Genomic DNA, 19,288 nt, shown 5'->3' on the forward strand with positions numbered 1-19,288 from the left:
ACCATGGCAGATTCCAGCATGATGATTTGCATCAAGCGTCCTGTCCGGAGAGGCGATAGAATCCGTTGTTCCTCGGCCGGAATCGAGGTCGAATTCTCCGGGCGTCCCTGCGCCTTGCGGGTGGGCGATCTGCTTCAGAAAAACGGCGAGGACCTTTTCCGGGTTCTGTCCGTGGGTTGGAAAACGTCTCAAAGAGGCGCGGCCGCGGTGCGGGAGTTTGAGTTGGAAACCTTGGAGTCCTTGGATGCCGGAGCTCCCACGGAGATGGATGTTTCGAGAAGGGGCTATGCTTTGGCTTGGATCACCTTGAGCGACAAGGGGGCGGCCGGGCTGCGCGAGGATTCCTCGGGGCCGCTGCTGGGAGAGCTGGTGCGAGAGTCCTTGGAGCTGCGCCATGAGCAGGGCTTCGTGATTCCCGACGAAATCAATGGCCTACGCGCCCTGTTGACCGATTTGGCCCTGGAGCAGGGGTATGACCTTGTTCTGACCACGGGGGGGACCGGGGTTGCTCCGAGAGACATCACCCCCGAGGCCACGCTGGCCGTTATTGACAGGCGACTGCCCGGTTATGAACGGGCCATGACCGCCGAAAGCCTGAAAAAGACCCCGCATGGGGCCATCTCTCGGGCTGTGGCCGGAACGTTGGGTCAGGCGCTTATCGTGAATATGCCGGGGAGCCCCAAGGCCGTGCGGGAGTGTCTCGCTCCCTTGCTGCCCACGTTCAGGCATACCCTGGAAAAGTTGCAGGGCGATCCCTCGGACTGCGCCTCTTTGTCTTTGTAATTAATTGTTAATAGGGTTGCGGGAGTAGTTCTCTCCTGATAAGGACTCTAGTATCTTGTTGAGTTTGTAAATCAAATGTCTAAACATACGCCAAGGGCCTCGTAGATGAAAATGGAAAAGTATTTGAAATCGTTTGTTCTTGCTGTTTTGTTCGCTATGGTTGCAGGAGCAACTTTCGCTGCGGACGATCAAACCGTGCCGCAGGCGGATCTGAGCAAGCCCTTTGACATGCAGGCCTGTGTGGAGCGCGCCCTTGAGGCCAATCCCGCCATAATCGGCGCTCGCGCCGCGCTTAAGGGCGAGGGGTATGGCGTCAATTCCGCAATGGGTGAATTCGGCTTCAAGGCCACTTCCGGATATGGGTATACTCATTACAATCGTGAGCCCACCTACGGCGACAAGGACCAGTTCTATGGGACCGTCGGATTGAGCCAGCCTCTTTTCAAGGGGTTCAATCTGCTTTCTTCATATCAGAAGGCGAAATTGAGTGAAGATAAGAGCAATTACAGTCTCTACAACACGGAATTGAACGTCATCAAGGATGTGCAGAGCAACTTCCTCAAGCTGCTCAAGGGGCGCATGGATGTGAAGAGCGGCGAGGACTCCGTGGAGCGTCTCGAATCGCAGCTCAAGGTCATCAACGCATTTTATGAGGTGGGCCTGAAGCCGCGAGTGGAAGTGCTGCAGGCCGAGGTTGATTTGGCCACGGCCAAACAGGAGTTGCTTACGTCGCAAAACGCTGTTTCCACGCAGCGGGCCAAGCTGAATTCGCTGCTTAATATCCCTCTGGAAGAAAATGTCGACTATATCGGCCAGCTCGATTACCTGCCTTTTGATCTTCAGCTCAAGGATTGTCTGGACAAGGCTTACAAGGAGCGTCCGGATCTCAATATGGGCGTCAAGAGTGTTGAAATAGCCGTCAAGGACGCCATGATTGCCGCCAGTAGTTTTTACCCCGAGATCACTGCCGATTTCGACTATTATAAGAAAGGGAATAACGGCGACCTCAAAGGTGGTGACAATTGGACTGAATCCGCTGCTGAGTATTGGACGGCGGGCGTCAATCTGAATTGGACCATGTTCGAGTGGGGCGCTGATTACAACGATTGGAAGCAGACCAAGGAAACCATCAAACAATTGCAGGCCGAGCTGGAAAACACCAAGCTCAATGCTGGGTTTGAGGTCAAACAGGCGCTTCTGGACCTTCGCGCCGCAGCCGACCGTATAGGTGTCGGCCGTAAATCCGTTGAGTCCGCCCGTGAATCCTATCGTATGGCTGTCGCCCGGTACCAGGCCCAGGTCGGCACCAACACCGAGGTGCTGGATGCGCAGGCCCGTGTTTCCGACAGTGAGGCACAGCTCAACAGCGCTTTGGCCGACTACAATACCGCCCTTTCCCAGCTGTATGTGGCCATGGGCGAAAAGAATCTCGACCTGAAGAGCCGTTAATGTCCCTGTTGTCTGGAAGCAAACAGGCGGAAAAAAGACGAGGTATGAAATGCGACCAGTGCAAGGGCGCATTGACGCCGGTCAGGGGATGACGCCAGGTGGCTCTGCGCTGCACGGTGTGCGGCAAGCAGTACGGCCCTCGGGAAATGGCTCGTTTGATAGATGAATCCTTTGAGGAGGACATGGCTTTTGTTCCCTTGGACAGACTGTAGCTTCAGACAGATCAGAATTATATTCGGAGCCGCCCTTGTGGCGGCTCTGGTTTTCCTGGCTTCGGGGAAAGGCTTTTGTGCTGTCGCCGAGAGCTGGGAGCCGCTTATGAAGAGATTGGTGCAGGACGGTTTTTCGGATTCCTATGTCCGTTCCGTTTTCGAGCGCGCTCACCTTGATTTCGATGCCGGGGTCATGGCCCGGAAAATAGACGTGTTGCTGGATACAAAGCTCAGTTCCAGTTCCTCTTCCGCTCCCGTTGAGCCAAAGGTCATGGAGCGGTATCTCAATCCCATTCTTCTTGCCGGAGCCTATGCCTCGCTTCGGGAAAACCACGACGTGCTGAAAAGGATAGAGCGGGAAACCGGTGTTCCCGGTTCCGTGGTCATTGCCGTGTACCTGGTGGAAACCAAGCTCGGACGGACCATCGGCAATCAGAAGGCCTTTGCGGTTTTGTCCAACATGGCGCTTGGCGGTGATTTTTCCAAGATCAAGATGAAGTTGAAGCATGCGGATTTGTCGCCGGAAATGCAGGAGTGGGCGGCTTCGCGTACGCGGCAGAAGGGAAACTGGGCCTATGCGGAGTTGGTGGCCCTTTTGCGGTATTCCCAGTCCCTGGGGACGGATCCTGTGGAAATCCCGGGGTCCGTGTATGGGGCTATCGGTTTATGCCAGTTCATGCCGACCAACGCGTTGCATTATGGCCGGGACGGCAGTGGCGACGGAAAGGTGGATCTTTTCAACGAGGCGGATGCTTTGTTTAGCATTGCCTACTTTCTGAAACGTCACGGTTGGAAATCGGGACTGGACGTTGAGCAGCAGCACAAGGTTATCTACCGATATAACCATTCCATGAGTTATGCCCTCACCATTATGGAAGTGGCGGATCGGCTGGACAAAACTGATCGCTTTTTCGGGCGGAACTAATCCTTGCTGATGAGACTCTGGTAGAGATTGAGGGTTCTCTGCAGGAAGTCTGCGCCATCCAGTTGCGACATGGTCGCTTCATGATGGGTCACCAGTTCCTTTGCAAAGGATTCGTCCTCAATGATTTTTTCCAGTGCCGTTGCCAACCCTTGCGCATCCCCAGGCGGGACCAGGGCGGTCTCCGGAAGCAGGTCGGGCATGACACCCACATTGGAAGCCACCAGCGGGCAGCCTTCGGACATGATTTCCAGGGGGGCCCTGGCAATGGCCTCCGACCACAGGGAGGGCGCCACGGCCAGGTCCAGGGCGGAAATGCAGGCCGGGATATCCTCTCTTTTTCCGCTGATATGTGAAATGTCAGCAATGCCGAATTCTTCCAGCCAATCTTGTATCTGGCGGGCGTTCATGGCCGTATCAAATCCCAGGAGAAACAGACGGACGTTTTTGTGCCCCTTGTCGCGGAGCAGGGAGACGGCTTCAATGGCTTCCCTGTGCCCTTTGACCCGGTCGAAACGTCCCAGGATGCCGATGACTTTTTCGTCCTGCGAGAAGTTGAATTCCGTTCGAATTCGTTCCCTGTTCTGTTTGTCAAAGCGGAAGGTTGAGCGGTCCACACCGCCGTGGATCAACCATACCCCGCGTTCCGGGGTTTTCATTTTGTTCAGGAAATGTTCGGCCATCCTGCGGTTGGTCACGACAACGGCATCGGCCACTGAGGCGTGGAGCCAACGATTGAAGGGGTCGCTGCTGGGCAGGCGCTGGTCGCCCCTGGTGCGCACCAGCCCGTATTCGAATCCGAATTGCTTGAGCAGGCCCCAGAGGAAGAAACCTTCGCCTCGGTGGCAGTTGACGATGTCCGGTTGAAACTGACGCAGCAGAGAGACGATTTCCCCACAGGTCTTTGCAAGGCGCAGGGGATTCGTGGTGTTGAGATCCGGGCAGGCCGTTCTCAATCCCCACTGTCTGGCGATGGTGTCGGGCGGCGTGTCCCTCTGGGTCAGGACCAGGACATCATGCCCTGCATCCTTCAGCAGCTTGCTCAGGTAGATGCCGTACCACGCCGTTGCGTTGAACCAGCGAACATTGACAACTTGTATTATTTTCATTGGGAATATCCTGTCTATGCTGTATCCTCCCGAAAGCATGACAGTTCCCGTCTGACTTGGCAAGAGGGCAGAGCTGTCGCCCGAGATGGTGTTTTTCTTCAACTGGTTGAAATTTGTGTTGGAATCTGATTTGCATGATTGAGAGTTCAGGAAAACAATGCCGGGCACCTGCTGGCAGGGTGCATTTTTATCTGCGCATGGGCGCTGTTATTGCTGTCGATTCAAGGAGAATTGATGCCTAATCTGCAAGTCTTGTTGTCTTCTTTGCCGGAAATTGATCAATCCCGCATGGTGAGTTCCGGCATCGGGGTCTGGATGACCTGGAACGGAAAGATTCACAATACCATTGAGCACACCATGCGCGATTACGGCGCGTTGCTCATGGCCGAGGAGTCCAACCAGGCGCTCTGGTATTGCCCGAACAACGAGGTTCTCCGGGCCGTGGCCCGGCTGCAGATATGGGCCCGGGTCAATACGCTTTCCGCGTTCTGTCTGGTTTTTCCCGTGTCGTTGCTGGTGGGATACGATATATCCCTTTCCCTGTCCCTGGCGCAGGATCTTCAGGATCAGGATGTGGCCGCTTCCGGCGAATTCGAGGTTTGGGTCCATCCCCGGATGACGGAACAGGTGGGCGCGGTCAATGGCCTTTCCCTCAAACCGGCCGGAAAGATGGATGGGCTGGCCTCCGTGGAGTGGAAGATTCTCAGCGCGGACAGCGGCCTCGATTATGAATCGACCCTGAAATGGTTTTTCATCGTCAAGCCTCTCGGCAAGCTGGGGGACAAGGAAAGCATCATCGGGTGGAGAGACTTTTCCAACGATATCCAGGATGTTCTTCGAAGATTGGGACTCAAGTATATTTCCGACGTCAAGGAAGGCTTCCTGTTTTTCCCCCTGGACAATATTCGTCTTTTGCGAACGTTCTGCAGCGACATTCTGAGCCTGATCATTGAGGCCAAAGGCAACGAGGAAAAGAAGTATTGGCCTGTTGTCATGGTGGCCGTTCCCCAGACAGGTCTCAATTTTTCCGAGGACCTGCCCAAGAAGGTCGGGTTGGATTGGAACCGGTTGACTCCGGATTTCCCCCACCTGCGCTATACGGACGCATTTCTCCTGGCGAACTGGTTCAAGCTGAATGAAACCCGCTATGGGACAGAACAGGCTTCCCTGGATTCCTGGTGCAACATACGGCTCAAGGAGGGGGGCGGTGATGACAAGTACGGCACCATGGAAGTCATGATGCCGGTGAATCTGGTTCAGATAGAGGGGAACGAGTGTTTTTATTGCGGCCAGAAGAACCATGAGGCCAAGGCCTGTCCTACGAAGTTGATACAGACACCCAAGGCTCATGTCTGGAATAAGTTGAGCCGTCTGGACCTGGATGGGATGAACAAAGCGGTCGTGGCCTTGGACAAGGCAGTGGAGCCTAGCAATTTTCCGGCCTCCATCGAGGCCTTCATCAAGAACAAGACTCCCGAGGCGTTGCTGATTCAATGCATTTTCGAGCTCAATGTGATTTCCCAGCTTCGCATGGCCCGTCTGGTGTGGCGGAGCAGGGGCAAGGAGTGGCCCGAAGGAATTCGGTCCCTGGCTCCCGAGGAGCCCAACGCAACGCTCAGCGGTCTTCAGTCGTTGCAGGATGGCGAATCTACGGCAGCGGATGATTTTGCCAAGGAGGCGGCCATCAAGTTCCAGCGGAGCTACCAGCCTCATTGTCTGACAGGCTTTATCGCTCTGGAATCTCAGGATTTCGGGCAGGCGCTGTTCCATTGGCAGGAGGCCGAGCGTCTCAGCTATACGCCGTTGCAGCAATCCTACTGCCTGTATCTTCAGGGCCGTTTGCATGAGATCATGGGGAATCACAAGGATGCCATATCCGCGTTCAAGCGGGCGCATGTGCAGTCGACGGGGTGGCATGAATGCCTCTACAGGGAGGCTGTCTGCATGGTGAAGATGGGCTTTACCGGCCAAGCCATGGATCTCTTTTTCGATCTTATTCAACGGGATCCGCACATGTTCAACCGCATTCTCATCGATCCCGAACTGGAGCGCGGCCGGGTGCAGATCCTGAGCGCCCTGTGGGAGCGGTGGCATGACGTGGAAACTCGTGCGGAGGAGGCCAGGGAACAGGTCGAGGCGTTCGTCAAGGATATTAACGACCGTTTCAACAAGCGCCACGCCTTTTACGAGTCCGCCTCGGAAGAATTACAGCGTCTGCAGAAGGTGGGAGAGGTCGACAACTATGTGGCCTACCGCCAGTTGATCCGCGGGGCGGAAAAATTCGAGGAACAGCTCAACAATCAGATCTCCCTGGAAGTAAAGCGTATCAACAACAACGTGGAGTATCTCACGGACCGCATCAAGGACATCCAGAAGGAAGCGGCCTGGTTTCCCTTTCCCTCCCTGTTGCGGGACTTTAACCGTGACTTCAACTTCTGCGTGGAGAAGATCAACTGGATTCGGACGCAGCATATCAAGGAGGCGGGCAATTTCAGGAAGACCCTTGATTTTCTGACCCAGATCGAGGAGAGGATTGACCTGCTTCAGAAAAAGTTGGTGACCCTGCGGATTGTCCGAGACAGCACGTTATTCGTACTTATGCTTGGCCGCAGTTTCATCTGGTTCGAACTGCTTGGCCTGGGGCTTGCCCTGGTTACCGTTCCCGCGCTGATCTATTTTACCAAGGGTGTGGAGGGAAGCTGGATAGTCGACGCCATCCGCGAGCAGCAGTGGGAGTTCACCAAGGGCCTGGTGATCATACTCAGCGTGCTGGCCCTTATGTTTGCCGCAGTCAAGAGCGCCTTGAGTTTCGAACGCAGGAAGCGCGATCTTTTCGAGCAGCTGGAAGAGAATCTGCGGGCTTCCGCACCGAAGCGGTATTGACCGCCCGCCAATGAAAATCATGTTCCACGATCCTCTCTTTTGAGAGATTGTTTCCTAATGAAGCAGTTGAAAGCTGAAAGGGAGGTCTCATGTACAAGCTTGTTCTCATCCGTCACGGCCAAAGCCGGTGGAATCTGGAAAACCGTTTTACGGGCTGGACCGACGTGGACTTGACCGAACAGGGAATCAATGAGGCGCTTGAGGGGGCCCGGCTGCTTCGGGAACAGGGTTATTCTTTTGATGTCTGTCATACCTCCCTGCTCAAGAGGGCCATCCGTACCTTGTGGCTTGTTCTGGATCATATGGACCTCATGTGGCTTCCAGTGTACCGGACCTGGCGGCTTAATGAACGCCATTACGGGGCGCTGCAGGGGCTCAACAAGGCGGAGACCGCTCAGAAGTACGGGGATGAGCAGGTATTTATCTGGCGCAGGAGTTATGACATTCCGCCTCCGGAACTGGACTTCGAGGACGAGCGTTTTCCCGGGCGCGATCCCCGCTACGCGGGGCTGTCGGAAGACGAGCTTCCCCGGTGCGAAAGCCTCAAGCTGACCATCGATCGCACCATGCCGTATTGGTTCGAGACCATTGCCCCGCAGGTGAAGGCAGGGAAGCGGGTGCTTGTGGTGGCCCATGGTAATTCCCTGCGTGGATTGGTCAAGTATCTCGATGGAATGGACGAGCAAAGTATCACCCAGCTCAACATCCCCACCGGGGTTCCCCTGGTCTACGAGCTGGACGAGGATCTGAAGCCACTGCGTCATTACTACCTTGGTGACCAGGCGGAGATTGAAAGGAAGGCCCGGGAGGTTGCCAACCAGGCCAAGGCCTAGTATCTGCTTTTCCGTGGACGACAAGTCATTTTCTACGGCGCTGCTGCAATGGTTTTCGGCCAATGGCCGAGACCTCCCCTGGCGGCGTTCCTATGATCCGTATCAGGTTTGGATATCCGAAATCATGGCCCAGCAGACGCAGATGGGCCGGGTTGTCTCCTATTTCGAGCGCTGGATGGAGCGTTTCCCCGATGTGGCCACCCTTGCGGCGGCTGGAGAGGAGGATGTGCTCAAGCTTTGGGAAGGGCTGGGCTATTATTCCCGTGCCCGCAATGTTCTTAAGGCTTCCCGGGAGATATGCGACCGTTTCAAGGGTGTTTTTCCCTCCGATCCCGGTGATGTTCTGTCCCTGCCGGGCATAGGCGAGTACACACTCGGGGCCATTGCCAGTATTGCCTTCAACCAACCCTTTGTCTGTGTGGACGCCAACGTCAAACGTGTTTTCGCCCGTGTGCTGGATCTGGATCTGCCGTTTAACGATCCCAAACTGCACAACCGTATCCGAAAGGCTGCGGAGTCCCGGTTGCCCGAAGGGCGGTCCCGGGAGTTCAACCAGGCGCTCATGGAACTCGGTCAGTTGGTGTGCATGAAGAAGCCGGCCTGCGACATGTGCCCGGTGCAGCCCTTTTGTCTGAGTCTGGAGCGTGGCGTGGTGGACAAGCGTCCGGTGCTTGCTCCGCCCAGGGAGATCGTCAAGGTCCAGGTCGCCACTGGCGTGCTTTTGCACCAGGGCAGGGTGCTTATCCAGAAAAGACGGCCCGGCGATGTCTGGCCCGGATTGTGGGAGTTCCCCGGCGGGGTCATTGAGGAAGGGGAAACGCCCGAGGATGCCGTGGTGCGGGAGTATTGCGAAGAGGTGGAGCTCAATGTGCGGCCCGTGGAAAAGATCACCGTGGTCCGGTACAGCTACACCAAGTTCCGTGTGACATTGCACTGCTATTTGTGTGAATGCACTGCCCCGGAGCCGGTCCCGGTCTTTCATGAGGCCGTGGAGGGCTGCTTTGTTAGCCCCGATGGCCTGGAGCGATACGCCTTTCCTTCCGGGTATCGCAAACTCATGGCGTTCATGCGCAATGACTTGCGATACTCTTACCTTGGTTTCTAAATAAAATCAGCATATTATATTTATAGGCACACACTTTGCTTTCATCCTTGTGCCGCCATAGCGGCCGACGGAATATTGACAGCGAGGTATGAGCAATGAGTTTTGGCGCCGACAAGATTTATGATGTCCTGCAGACGATGAGCCCGACCACGGTCGGCAACGGCAAGGTCACGGATCCTGCCCAGTTGAAGCAACTGCAGGCGGCCTTTCAAAACCAAATGCAGATGGCCGACAGCCTGTTCGGCATGGGCAGGCCCCAGGAAAGTGGGGGCCAGTCCGCATCAAGTTTTGATAGCGGGCTTATGAACGATGCGCTCATGTTCGATGCCTTGTCGTCCATTACCCGCATCATGCAGCAGAATTCGGGCCGCATGAAACCCATGAAGGCCATTCAGTCCTATGAGGCGCAGGCCATTCCTCGGCAGGTGAAGCAGGCCGTGGATGCGGCGAGCCCGGAAATTCGCGAGGTCCTTGGCAGCCTGTCAGCCATGTTCGAGTCGGGGTCGCGAGGTTCCGAGGCCATTGGATACGATCGCGTGGGCGGCACCTCCTACGGCAAGTACCAGATTGCCTCCAAGGTGGGCACAATGGACCGTTTCATTTCCTTTTTGGACACGGAAAAGCCGGAATGGGGCGAGCAGCTTAGGAATGCGGGGCCGGCCGATACCGGCTCGAAGAGCGGCAGAATGCCAGAGGTCTGGAAAGAACTGGCCGAACAGCACCCCGAGGAGTTCGAGCGGTTGCAGACGCAGTTCATCCGCCAGGAAACCTATGACCCGGCCCGGAACATGATCCTTGATGCCACGGGCATAGACATGAACAACGCGCCCAAGGTGGTGCAGGAGGTTCTCTGGAGCACTTCCGTGCAGCATGGGGCCACCGGTGCATCCAGGATCTTCGGCAAGGTCATCGATTCCTTCATGGGAGCATCGGAAGGCGCGGATTTCAATCAGAAGCTCATTGAAGGGGTTTATGACAAGCGAAAGGGGCAGTTCGGTTCCTCTTCCGCACGGGTTCAGGCCAGCGTGAAGTCGAGGTTGGAGCGTGAAAAGGACCTGGCCTTGAACATGCTGGAAAGCAAGCCCTTGAGCAGGATCGTTTGATCGGGATAGTCTTGGTTCAAGATTTCGGGCGCGGGAAACCGCGCCTTTTTATTTGGCCAGTTTCTTTTCGAGCGCGGGGTCCAGCTCCACCCGGATGGTGCCCAGGGTGTCCTTGATCACCACCTGGCCATGGGCAAAGCCCTTGACCTTGCGGACATCCTTGACCAGGGCGTACATGACGTCGGCCCGTGCGTCGTCCTTGCGGTAGCTCTTCAGTGCGCAAAGCATGGCCGCCTCGCGCAGGGTCGATTCCGGAATTTCCTGGTTGGGATGATCCCGGCGCAGGATCACATGGGAGCTGGGACCGTCGCTGACGTGCAGCCAGTAATCGAAGGTGCTGGCCGTCTTGCTGATGATGTCGTGGTTGGCCTTCTTGTTCTTGCCGCGCACCATGGTGAACCCGTCGCTGGAAACAAAGACGGATACGGCCAATCCCTTGAAGCGTTTGGGCAGTACCGGAACCGGCGCACTTTGAGGAGCGGCGGCCTGCTTTTCGGGGACAGAACCGTTTTCCAGTTTCCCAAGCTCCCTGTTGAGCTCCAGCCTCCGCCGTTTCACATGCTCCAGCCCCCGCGTTCCTTTGTGGGCCAGCTTGAAGTAACGCTCCATGTTTTCGGTAACCGTGAGGAACGGATTGAGCGCAACGGTCACGGGGCCTTCCGTGGGGTGGATGACCTCAACGGATTCGGCTCCTTCCAGTCCCTTGAGCCGGTAAAGTTCCGCCTGGAGCGCTTCGGCCAATTGCTTGTTGGCAATGAACTTGCGTAGCCGGGTTTCCTCCTGATCCAATCGTGCCAGGTTTCGATGCAGGCGTTTGCGTTCTGATTTGATGCGGGAAGTGGTTTCCTTGGTGTCTTCCATTTCCAGCAGGGGAAACAGGGTCTGTGCACCGTAGTGGCTGGCCGCTTCTAGTGCCGATGTAAAGGCCAGGTCGTCATTGGCGCGCGGCCAGGCAAGCGGCGGGTGTTTCTGCTCGTCCCGGGAACAATGGAATTGGTTGCTTTCGCCGCAGACCACTTTGAAGTAGGCGGCGTGCGCCTCCGCTTCGGGCAGTCCTTTGAGATATTTCCGCAGGGGCGGGGAGACGTGGGGATATTCGCGCCAGATCTCGTCGTTATCCCGGATATCCTCCAGGGCGGGCCATTCCGGGGCGGCGCCGAAGCCTGAGGGAAGCTCGTCCAGAAGCTGCAGGCCGTTGCGAACGTCAAAGAGCAGGATGTTGCCATGGCCCTCGTTTCTGGAAGGCGTCAGTTCCCAGGCAATGCGCAGGGTGGGCCAGTCGACATGATGTTCGAGAAGTCTACGGCCCTGAAGGCGTTTGCGGAACCACATGACTTTGGCCGGGGCCTGTTGCGGATTGGCCGGTTTCAAGGGGGATGTAAAGAGATGACCCGCCGATTTGGCGGGTCTGAAGAGCAGATTGAGCTGTTCCCCGGTGGACTGGAGCTTGAAGGTCCAGACTTCGGGGGCGGGGCCGTAAATCTTCTCTATCCTGCGGCTGTTCAGCAGTGGGCCCAGTTCGGCCGCAAGAAACCGGAAGAAAGTGGCTTCCATATCATTGATGCGGCGGTCTTAGTCGCCGCGTACCTTTTCGTCTTCTTCCTGTTTGCTTTTGCAATTGATGCACAGGGTGGTCATGGGACGAGCCTTGAGCCTGGGGATGCTGATGTCATCGCCACACTCCTGGCAAATGCCGAAGTCGCCGTCTTCGATGCGCTGTAGGGCTTCATTGATCTTCTTGATCAGCTTGCGCTCGCGGTCGCGAAGGCGAAGGGTGAAGGCACGGTCCGATTCGGCGGTGGCCCTGTCTGCAGGGTCGGCATAGACTTCGCCGGACTCGGTCATGTCCTCAATGGTGGCCTCGCTCTTTTCCAGTATGTCATTGAGCATTCCGGTGAGAACTTCTTGAAAGTACTGGATATCTTTTGCTTCCATGCACAGTCCTCCTGCAGTTTGGAAGAACATGATCAGTTTGTAAGATTTCCCACTATAATACTGAACTAAGGGGGATGCGTAAACCAAAAACCCGTACAAAGTAAAGTGTTTCTTTCATTGGGCATATTCGGGTTGAGAAAGTGAAATTTTTTCTGAATATTCTCTTGACACCCACAGGCACACCGGATAGAAGCATATCCCTCGTGAGCGGGAATAACTCAGTGGTAGAGTGCAACCTTGCCAAGGTTGAAGTCGCGAGTTCAAATCTCGTTTCCCGCTCCAACAACGAGGCGGCATAGCCAAGTGGTAAGGCAGAGGTCTGCAAAACCTCCATTCTCCGGTTCAAATCCGGATGCCGCCTCCACAGTCGAGCGGGAATAACTCAGTGGTAGAGTGCAACCTTGCCAAGGTTGAAGTCGCGAGTTCAAATCTCGTTTCCCGCTCCACTTTTGACATAACAGGCCATCAGGCCATTTCTGAGCGGGAATAACTCAGTGGTAGAGTGCAACCTTGCCAAGGTTGAAGTCGCGAGTTCAAATCTCGTTTCCCGCTCCATAAATTTCAAGGCTGAACCGAAAGGTTCAGCCTTTTTTTATATCTGGTTCATATCGCAGGAAATTTTGAGAATATTCTCTTTTTCTCTTCTTTCGTGGCGGTCCCGGTACGGTCTGTGCACATACTCCGGCATCGGAAAACATTTCCCAGACCAAAAACGGAAGCGGATCATGAAGAGAATAGCAAGCGATAATGAAACCGGGTCATTGGTCCCAGCAGACCTGTTTACGCTTTCCCCCATAACCTCTGCGGGCATCCAGGCCCGGAATTTCACTGCCGGATTCGTAGCTGGAGGGGAGTGCATTGCCCCGGACTTCTACACCCCCACATCCCTGGATGATGATATCGCGGATCTTTGCGATCCCTCGGTCCCGGTCAGCGACGAGCGGTTGTTCAATGTGGTGGTGAAGTATTTCTGCGCTTATGTGGATGATTCCGCTTTCTGTCGTGCCGTGCCGTTTGCCGAACTGGCCCGGTTGTATGAAAAATTCGGGCGGCATCAAAGCCTCAACGAGCCCGAGGACGATATCGAGATCATGAACCGCATGCGCCAGCTTTCCGGCGCGCTGCGTGTCTTGGCCGACGCTCCACGCATGGCGCACGTCATGCGGGATATCATCGCAATGGATATGGGGGACAATCTCAAGGGCGGCTATGTGGGGATCGATGTGGGCGCCGCCACCGGCATACTGCTGGTGGCCCTGCATATTCATGCACGCCGCAATGGAGCCGAGCCTGTTCTTATTCGTGGTTATTCCGACGACCCCGTGGCCGGGGAACGGACTCATGACCTGGTGCGCTGCCTCGGGGCTGGCGATATTCTGCGTATGGATCCTTCCAGGGCCAGGGCGTTCCGCTGGCTCAATGGTCTCGGACGTGTCGTGGTGGTCAATGAGATGCTCTCCGGCATGCAGCGGATGCTCAAGCCCTGGAACTTCTTTGACCGCTACAAGGCCCTGGTCAGCGCCGCTCCCCAGGAAGCGCAAACGGCGAGATTTTATCCCGAGGGGATTATCGCCTACAGCCGTGAGGCCAACATGTCCCTGATCCTTTCTCCGGAAAGCGGGTACGGGGCTCCCGAGGAGTACGCCGGGGGCGGTTTTACGCCGCAGGGGTTCGTGGTTCGCGGCCAGGTGACCCCCACCCACAAGCTGGGTGCGGATTTCTATAGGTATCTGCTGCCCGAGCGTAGTTAGGATTAATAAATCTCACGAATGATTTCGCGCCTTGTCCCTGATTTGGGTCAGGGCGTTTTTTTGTGGGAAGTTGGCAATTATCCGAACAGGACGATAAGAGCCGCTCCTGCGCTCATGAGTACCGCACCCGCCAGGCGGGAACGGATGTTGTCCTCCCGGAAGAACAGCCAGCCGAAGATGACGCCGAACAGTCCGTTGAGGCGTTTGATGGCGATCATGTAGGCTGCGTCGATAAGGGCTATGGCGCTGTTGTGACACAAGGTTTCCACGAAGACCATGGTGCCTGTCATGAGCGTTGGCAATGGTTTTGAGATAAGGACCTTCATGCTGGCTCGTCCCGTGGCGACGGGGAAGATTGTCACCACGAGGCCGATGGTCAGAAAAAGGGTCGAGCCCGAGAAGACAGCCGAAGAGCGAAGGACAATCATTTTCCCCAGCACGGAGCAGAGTCCGTAAATCAGGGCGGCGAAAAGCATGTAGCGGGAGCCTCGTTCCTCGATGATGGCTCTGAAGGGAGCGAGAAAGCCCTGGTTACGTCGGTTGATGTTGATAATGTAGCTGCCGGATATGATAAGCAGTATTCCGGAAAACCCCATGAGTGATGGTATTTCATCGAGGAAAAGAAATCCCGTGATTACCGCGAACGCCGGAGTGAAGGACAGAAGCGGCATGGTCAGGGAAATGGGGGCCAGCCGGAAGGCGTTGAGGTTGAAGAAGATGCCTGCCGTTGTCAGGGGCACGGTGATTGCCATGAGCGGCCAGAATCCCGGTTTGAGTTCCGGCATGGGCATGAACAGCAGGGTGAGGCCAAACAGCGGCGAGGAGAAGATGAATGGTTTGGCCGTCATTTCCCAAGGGCGAAGTCCTGAGAAAAAACGGCGCAGCAGTGTGGCTTCACCCGCCGTGAGAATCGCGGTGGCCAGGGAAAGGGGAAACCATAGCGATTCGTTCATTCAATGGCCTGACGCATGAATCGTTTTGCGGTCTTGTTGAATTCCCAGCCGATCAGGTTGCCCTCGTCGTCCAGTTCCGCCTTCAGCGTGAATGGGATGTCCCTCCCATTGTTGAAGAGGCGGCGAAACAGCGGGTGCACGCTGCTGAATCGCAGGTCTTGAAAAACGACTTCCGTTCCATTGTCGTTCTGCACGATGTGTTGGGACGGGTAGCGTGCAAACCATGCCCAGGTCCTGAACATGGAGACATCCCGGCCAAGTCTTTCCAGCAGGGCTTGGTCTGCCTTTTCCCCGCTCAGAGTCGGGTATTCCCGGCCGGGGACGAGCGTGTTGGCAAGGGTCAGGGTATAGCTGTCCTTTTCCCGGGTGATGACCTTCCAGTAGAATGGCGTAAAGGCGTCCGGAATGAATTCGAATTCCTCGAAGGCGAATCCGTTTCGTTCGTATTGGTTCCTGACCAGGGTTTCCAAGGTCTTTCCCATGGCCAGGCTGCCTATGGGGTAGGCGAAGAGAAATATGAGCCCCCAGATGGCAATGGTGCTTCGTCTGGAGGCGATGAGCGCGGCAAAGAGAATGAATGCCAGCAGCCCAAGGGTGAACAGGGGGGCGATGATGAAGACGGCGTCCAGGCTGAAACGGTGGTGGGAAAAGGGGGCCAGAATCTGGGTGCCGTAGGAGGTGATCAGGTCGAGCCAGATATGCACGCAGATAAGCCCGTAGGCCAGGAGAGCCGTTTTCCAATAGGAGGGCTTTTTTGAAAATGGTTTGTAGAGTCCGGCCAGTGCCAATGCCATGGCAAGACCCCCGAGAAGGGAGGTGCTCAGGCCCCGGTGGTAGAGCAGGCTCCATTCCGGATCGGCCCAGTTGAGCAGGATGTCCGTATCCGGGATCCAGGCGGCCAGCAGGCAGAAGGGCGTGAACAGGCGGGCTTGCGGAAAATGTTTCCGGAATGCTTGTGCGCCCAGGACGCCGGAGGCCAGATGGGTGACGGGATCCATGACACCGATATACGTATCCGGGGAAGCGATGTAAAAGAAATATTGCGTTTTTCACAAGTTGACCTTCCTGGCGGAGGTGAGTACCTTCCCGAAAACGATATTCAAAAAGGACGTAAGCTACATGCGCAAACCTTCAGTCGGAGTGGCCCTGGAAGGCCTGCCCTGCATAATCTTGACTCTGTTCGCGACCCTGATTTTCGCTGTGCTGGATTGGGACATTGTCGCCATCCTTTCTCTCGGCGTTGCCGCTTTTGTGGGGCATTTTTTCAGGGATCCCGAGCGCGTGCCCCCCGAGGATGCCGAAGCTGTCTGCTCCCCGGCCGACGGCCGTGTCTGCAAGGTCTCCCGCGAGGAGGATCCCATGACCGGCGAGATTCGCCAGGTCATCTGCGTATTCATGAACGTCTTCAACGTGCATGTGAACCGCATGCCCGTTTCCGGCAAGGTCGAGCGCATCCGTTATGTCCCGGGCAAGTTCTTCAACGCCTCCCTGGATAAATCCAGCAAGGATAACGAGCGCAATGTCCTGGAGATCGTGGGCAAGGGCAACCAGCGTTTTACCATGGTCCAGATCGCCGGGCTTGTGGCGCGCCGCATCGTCTGCTGGACCGAGACCGGAGACAAGCTTAAGCGTGGTGAACGCTTTGGTTTGATCAAGTTTGGATCTCGTGTTGACCTTTACATTCCGGATGGCTATGTTCCATCTGTCCACGTCGGCGATAAAGTCCTGGCCGGCGAGACCACCGTTGCTGTCAAAAAGGCGTAACGGATAACTTAAAAGTCTGTAGTTGAAAGATATGGCTGAGGAAAAAAGACTGCCGCGCCACAAGAGCGTGTACATACTGCCGAACCTCCTGACCACGGCAAGCCTGTTTACCGGGTTCCTGGGCATGACGTTGGCCATCAAGGGAAACTTTGAGGCCTGCGCCCTGTGCATCCTGGTGAGTTGCGTGTTCGATGGTCTGGACGGCAAGGTGGCGCGTCTCACCGGCACCACCAGCGAGTTCGGCATTCAGCTGGATTCCCTGGCCGACCTGGTGGCCTTCGGGGTCACCCCCGCAGTCATGGCCTATCTCTGGCAATTGCAGGGCTTCAACCGGCTCGGCCTCACGGCCGCGTTCCTCATGATCGCCTGTGGTGCGCTTCGTCTGGCGCGTTTCAACGTGCAGACAAAGACTTCCTCCAAGAAGTTCTTCACCGGCCTGCCCATTCCTGCGGCTGGCTGCACCTTGGCGACCTTTGTTCTCTTTACCCCCTACCTGCCGCAGAGTTTCCTTGAAACTGTCGTGCCGGTAACCACTCTTGTGCTGGTCTATGCGGTTTCCTTCTTCATGGTCAGCACGGTACGCTTTTACTCCTTCAAGGAGTTTGGAGTCCTCAAGGCCCACCCGTTCAGCGCCATGGTCACGGCAATTCTCTTGTTCGTGCTCATCGCCTCAAAGCCGAAGTTCCTCGGTTTTGTCTTCTTCATCGGGTACCTTGTTTCCGGACTCGTCTACACCATTTTCTTCCTTTCCCGTCGGAGCAATCGACTACTAGCCGATTCTTCCTCCAATGAACTATCCAAGTAGATAGTTCTCCCCCTGTCTTATCCCATAGTTTTATAGTTGCGGCTTGATTGCCGTACGATGCGGACAACTCGCATCCAGGGCTTGAAAGCCGGACCGCAACCATATACTCCCTATTAAAGGGACGATTCCACCCGGAGGAAACCATGTCTGATCGCGTGTATATTTTCGACACGACTTTACGGGATGGCGAGCAGTCTCCCGGGGCGACCATGAACCTGGACGAGAAAATCCGCATGGCGCGCCAGCTGGAGACCCTCGGCGTCGATATCATCGAGGCCGGATTTCCCATTGCCAGCCAGGGGGACTTCGAGTCCGTAAGGGCCATTGCCGCCGCAGTGAAGGAACCCCAGATCGCGGGGTTGTGCCGGGCCGTGCAGAAGGATATCGACCGTTGCTGGGAAGCGGTGAAGGATGCCGCCAATCCTCGTATCCATACCTTCCTGGCAACCAGCCCCATCCACATGAAGCACAAGCTGGGCAAGACCCCGGAGCAGGTGCTGGAGATGACCGAGGCTGCTGTGAAGCACGCCGCCAGGTTTACCTCCAATGTCGAGTTCTCGGCAGAGGATGCCTCCCGCTCGGATTGGGACTTCTTGGTCAAGGTCTCGGAAACCGCCATTTCCGCAGGGGCCACCACGGTCAATATCCCGGATACAGTGGGCTATACCCAGCCCCATGAGTATTATGAGCTGATCAGGTACCTGCTCGAGAACGTGAAGAACAGCCACAAGGCGGTTTTCTCGGTGCATTGCCACAACGACCTGGGTCTGGCCGTGGCCAACACCCTGGCCGCACTCCGCGCCGGCGCCCGCCAGGCGGAGGTGACGGTTTCCGGTATTGGAGAGCGTGCGGGGAACGCGGCCCTTGAGGAAGTGGTCATGGCCATCAACACGCGTCAGGACCAGTACGAGGTGCATACCAATATCGACACCGAACAGCTGTTCCCGTCCTGCCGCCGTCTGTCCCAGATCATCGGGCAGCCCATCCCTCCCTACAAGCCCATTGTGGGGCCCAATGCGTTTGCACACGAATCCGGCGTGCACCAGGACGGCGTGATCAAGAATCGTCTGACCTACGAGATCATGACCCCGGAATCCATCGGCCGGACCGGAACCGAGATCGTCATCGGCAAGCACTCGGGAAGCCACGCCATCCGCAAGAAGGTGGAGGAACTGGGCTACTCCCTGGACGACGACCAGCTGGCCGTGCTCTTTGATGCGGTCAAGGATTTGGCCGACAAGAAGGAACAGGTCTTTGACGAGGATGTGGAAGCCTTGATCCTGGAAAAGGTCTATCGCCGTCGCGACAAGTTCCGGCTCAAGGACATGAGTGTGTTTTCCGGGGCAGGGGACGTACCTCCGCACGCCGCCATGGTCCTGGAATTCGGCAGCGTGGGCGATGAAAGCGATGTGCGCACCATGTCGGCCTTTGGCGAAGGCTGTGTCGATGCGGTGTTCAGGTCCATCTATTCCCTGGTGGGAGTCACTCCCAAGCTCGTGAAATACTCCGTCAACGCTGTTACCGAGGGATCCGACGCCCTGGCCGGGGTCGCCGTGCGCATCGAGCATGGCGGCGTCAGCTCCGTGGGCCGGGCCAACGACGGCGATGTTGTGAAAGCAAGCGCCCTGGCCATGGTCAATGCGCTCAACCGTTTGGAAAAAGCCAAAGAGGAGAGATAGAG

General features: G+C 56.3%; 17 protein-coding genes and 4 tRNA genes. 16 read left to right on the forward strand and 5 right to left on the reverse strand.

Going from position 1 to position 19,288, the window contains the following annotated elements; all coding sequences use genetic code 11:
* The first annotated feature begins 3 nt into the window (after window positions 1-3).
* From FGL65_RS10715 to FGL65_RS10725, 4 genes are all read left to right on the forward strand, one after another.
* The gene (locus FGL65_RS10715; protein ID WP_147821196.1) at window positions 4-783 is read left to right on the forward strand and encodes a MogA/MoaB family molybdenum cofactor biosynthesis protein; all 780 of its coding nucleotides are present in this window, start codon (window positions 4-6) and stop codon (window positions 781-783) included.
* A gap of 105 nt (window positions 784-888) precedes the next feature.
* Complete coding sequence (locus FGL65_RS10720) at window positions 889-2,232, forward strand: TolC family protein (protein WP_147821197.1); 1,344 nt, start codon at window positions 889-891, stop codon at window positions 2,230-2,232.
* A 146-nt stretch (window positions 2,233-2,378) separates the two neighbouring features.
* Window positions 2,379-2,444 carry a hypothetical protein gene (locus FGL65_RS18765; RefSeq protein ID WP_431830895.1) on the forward strand — a complete coding sequence of 22 codons (66 nt, stop codon included), beginning with the start codon at window positions 2,379-2,381 and terminating at the stop codon, window positions 2,442-2,444.
* Window positions 2,445-2,481: 37 nt separating this feature from the next.
* Entirely contained in the window at window positions 2,482-3,369 is an 888-nt protein-coding gene (locus FGL65_RS10725) for a lytic murein transglycosylase (protein WP_284690576.1), read from the forward strand.
* On the opposite strand, the gene FGL65_RS10730 is transcribed toward FGL65_RS10725, so the two are convergent.
* Entirely contained in the window at window positions 3,366-4,475 is a 1,110-nt protein-coding gene (locus FGL65_RS10730; RefSeq protein ID WP_147821199.1) for a glycosyltransferase family 4 protein, read from the reverse strand. The genes FGL65_RS10725 and FGL65_RS10730 overlap by 4 nt on opposite strands.
* 234 nt (window positions 4,476-4,709) lie before the next feature.
* On the opposite strand from FGL65_RS10730, the gene FGL65_RS10735 reads away from it, so the two are divergent.
* The 4 genes from FGL65_RS10735 to FGL65_RS10750 all read left to right on the forward strand — a co-directional run bounded on the left by FGL65_RS10735 (window position 4,710) and on the right by FGL65_RS10750 (window position 10,399).
* Window positions 4,710-7,358 (forward strand): tetratricopeptide repeat protein, encoded by a 2,649-nt coding sequence (locus FGL65_RS10735; RefSeq protein WP_147821200.1) that lies wholly within the window; start codon window positions 4,710-4,712, stop codon window positions 7,356-7,358.
* Window positions 7,359-7,447: 89 nt separating this feature from the next.
* Window positions 7,448-8,191 carry a 2,3-diphosphoglycerate-dependent phosphoglycerate mutase gene (gene gpmA, locus FGL65_RS10740; protein WP_147821201.1) on the forward strand — a complete coding sequence of 248 codons (744 nt, stop codon included), beginning with the start codon at window positions 7,448-7,450 and terminating at the stop codon, window positions 8,189-8,191.
* A gap of 13 nt (window positions 8,192-8,204) precedes the next feature.
* On the forward strand, window positions 8,205-9,296 hold the full coding sequence (gene mutY, locus FGL65_RS10745; RefSeq protein ID WP_147821202.1) for an A/G-specific adenine glycosylase: 1,092 nt from the start codon (window positions 8,205-8,207) through the stop codon (window positions 9,294-9,296).
* A 95-nt stretch (window positions 9,297-9,391) separates the two neighbouring features.
* Window positions 9,392-10,399: a VgrG-related protein gene (locus FGL65_RS10750; protein ID WP_147821203.1), complete on the forward strand. Its 1,008-nt coding sequence runs from the start codon at window positions 9,392-9,394 to the stop codon at window positions 10,397-10,399.
* A gap of 48 nt (window positions 10,400-10,447) precedes the next feature.
* Here FGL65_RS10750 and FGL65_RS10755 read toward each other — a convergent pair whose 3' ends face one another.
* Entirely contained in the window at window positions 10,448-11,953 is a 1,506-nt protein-coding gene (locus tag FGL65_RS10755) for an NFACT RNA binding domain-containing protein (protein ID WP_147821204.1), read from the reverse strand.
* Window positions 11,954-11,971: 18 nt separating this feature from the next.
* Window positions 11,972-12,334, reverse strand: a complete 363-nt coding sequence (gene dksA, locus FGL65_RS10760; RefSeq protein ID WP_147821205.1) for an RNA polymerase-binding protein DksA — start codon at window positions 12,332-12,334, stop codon at window positions 11,972-11,974.
* A gap of 207 nt (window positions 12,335-12,541) precedes the next feature.
* Between dksA and FGL65_RS10765 the strand changes: the two genes are divergently transcribed.
* The 5 genes from FGL65_RS10765 to FGL65_RS10785 all read left to right on the forward strand — a co-directional run bounded on the left by FGL65_RS10765 (window position 12,542) and on the right by FGL65_RS10785 (window position 14,085).
* Window positions 12,542-12,616, forward strand: a tRNA-Gly gene (locus FGL65_RS10765).
* Between the two features lie 7 nt (window positions 12,617-12,623).
* Window positions 12,624-12,698, forward strand: a tRNA-Cys gene (locus FGL65_RS10770).
* A gap of 7 nt (window positions 12,699-12,705) precedes the next feature.
* A tRNA-Gly gene (locus FGL65_RS10775) sits at window positions 12,706-12,780 on the forward strand.
* Window positions 12,781-12,814: 34 nt separating this feature from the next.
* A tRNA-Gly gene (locus FGL65_RS10780) sits at window positions 12,815-12,889 on the forward strand.
* Between the two features lie 170 nt (window positions 12,890-13,059).
* Window positions 13,060-14,085: a hypothetical protein gene (locus FGL65_RS10785; protein ID WP_147821206.1), complete on the forward strand. Its 1,026-nt coding sequence runs from the start codon at window positions 13,060-13,062 to the stop codon at window positions 14,083-14,085.
* A 77-nt stretch (window positions 14,086-14,162) separates the two neighbouring features.
* On the opposite strand, the gene FGL65_RS10790 is transcribed toward FGL65_RS10785, so the two are convergent.
* Together FGL65_RS10790 and FGL65_RS10795 are read right to left on the reverse strand one after the other, a co-directional pair.
* Window positions 14,163-15,038: a DMT family transporter gene (locus tag FGL65_RS10790; protein WP_147821207.1), complete on the reverse strand. Its 876-nt coding sequence runs from the start codon at window positions 15,036-15,038 to the stop codon at window positions 14,163-14,165.
* The gene (locus FGL65_RS10795; RefSeq protein ID WP_147821208.1) at window positions 15,035-16,036 is read right to left on the reverse strand and encodes a metal-dependent hydrolase; all 1,002 of its coding nucleotides are present in this window, start codon (window positions 16,034-16,036) and stop codon (window positions 15,035-15,037) included. Before FGL65_RS10795 ends, FGL65_RS10790 begins: the two co-directional genes overlap by 4 nt.
* A 121-nt stretch (window positions 16,037-16,157) precedes the next feature.
* On the opposite strand from FGL65_RS10795, the gene FGL65_RS10800 reads away from it, so the two are divergent.
* From FGL65_RS10800 to FGL65_RS10810, 3 genes are all read left to right on the forward strand, one after another.
* Entirely contained in the window at window positions 16,158-16,802 is a 645-nt protein-coding gene (locus FGL65_RS10800) for a phosphatidylserine decarboxylase family protein (RefSeq protein WP_147821209.1), read from the forward strand.
* 31 nt (window positions 16,803-16,833) lie between these two features.
* On the forward strand, window positions 16,834-17,607 hold the full coding sequence (gene pssA / locus FGL65_RS10805; RefSeq protein WP_147821210.1) for a CDP-diacylglycerol--serine O-phosphatidyltransferase: 774 nt from the start codon (window positions 16,834-16,836) through the stop codon (window positions 17,605-17,607).
* Window positions 17,608-17,750: 143 nt separating this feature from the next.
* Window positions 17,751-19,286, forward strand: a complete 1,536-nt coding sequence (locus FGL65_RS10810; RefSeq protein WP_147821211.1) for a 2-isopropylmalate synthase — start codon at window positions 17,751-17,753, stop codon at window positions 19,284-19,286.
* Window positions 19,287-19,288: the final 2 nt, after the last annotated feature.

This window comes from Salidesulfovibrio onnuriiensis, assembly GCF_008001235.1.
Lineage (GTDB): Bacteria > Desulfobacterota > Desulfovibrionia > Desulfovibrionales > Desulfovibrionaceae > Pseudodesulfovibrio > Pseudodesulfovibrio onnuriiensis.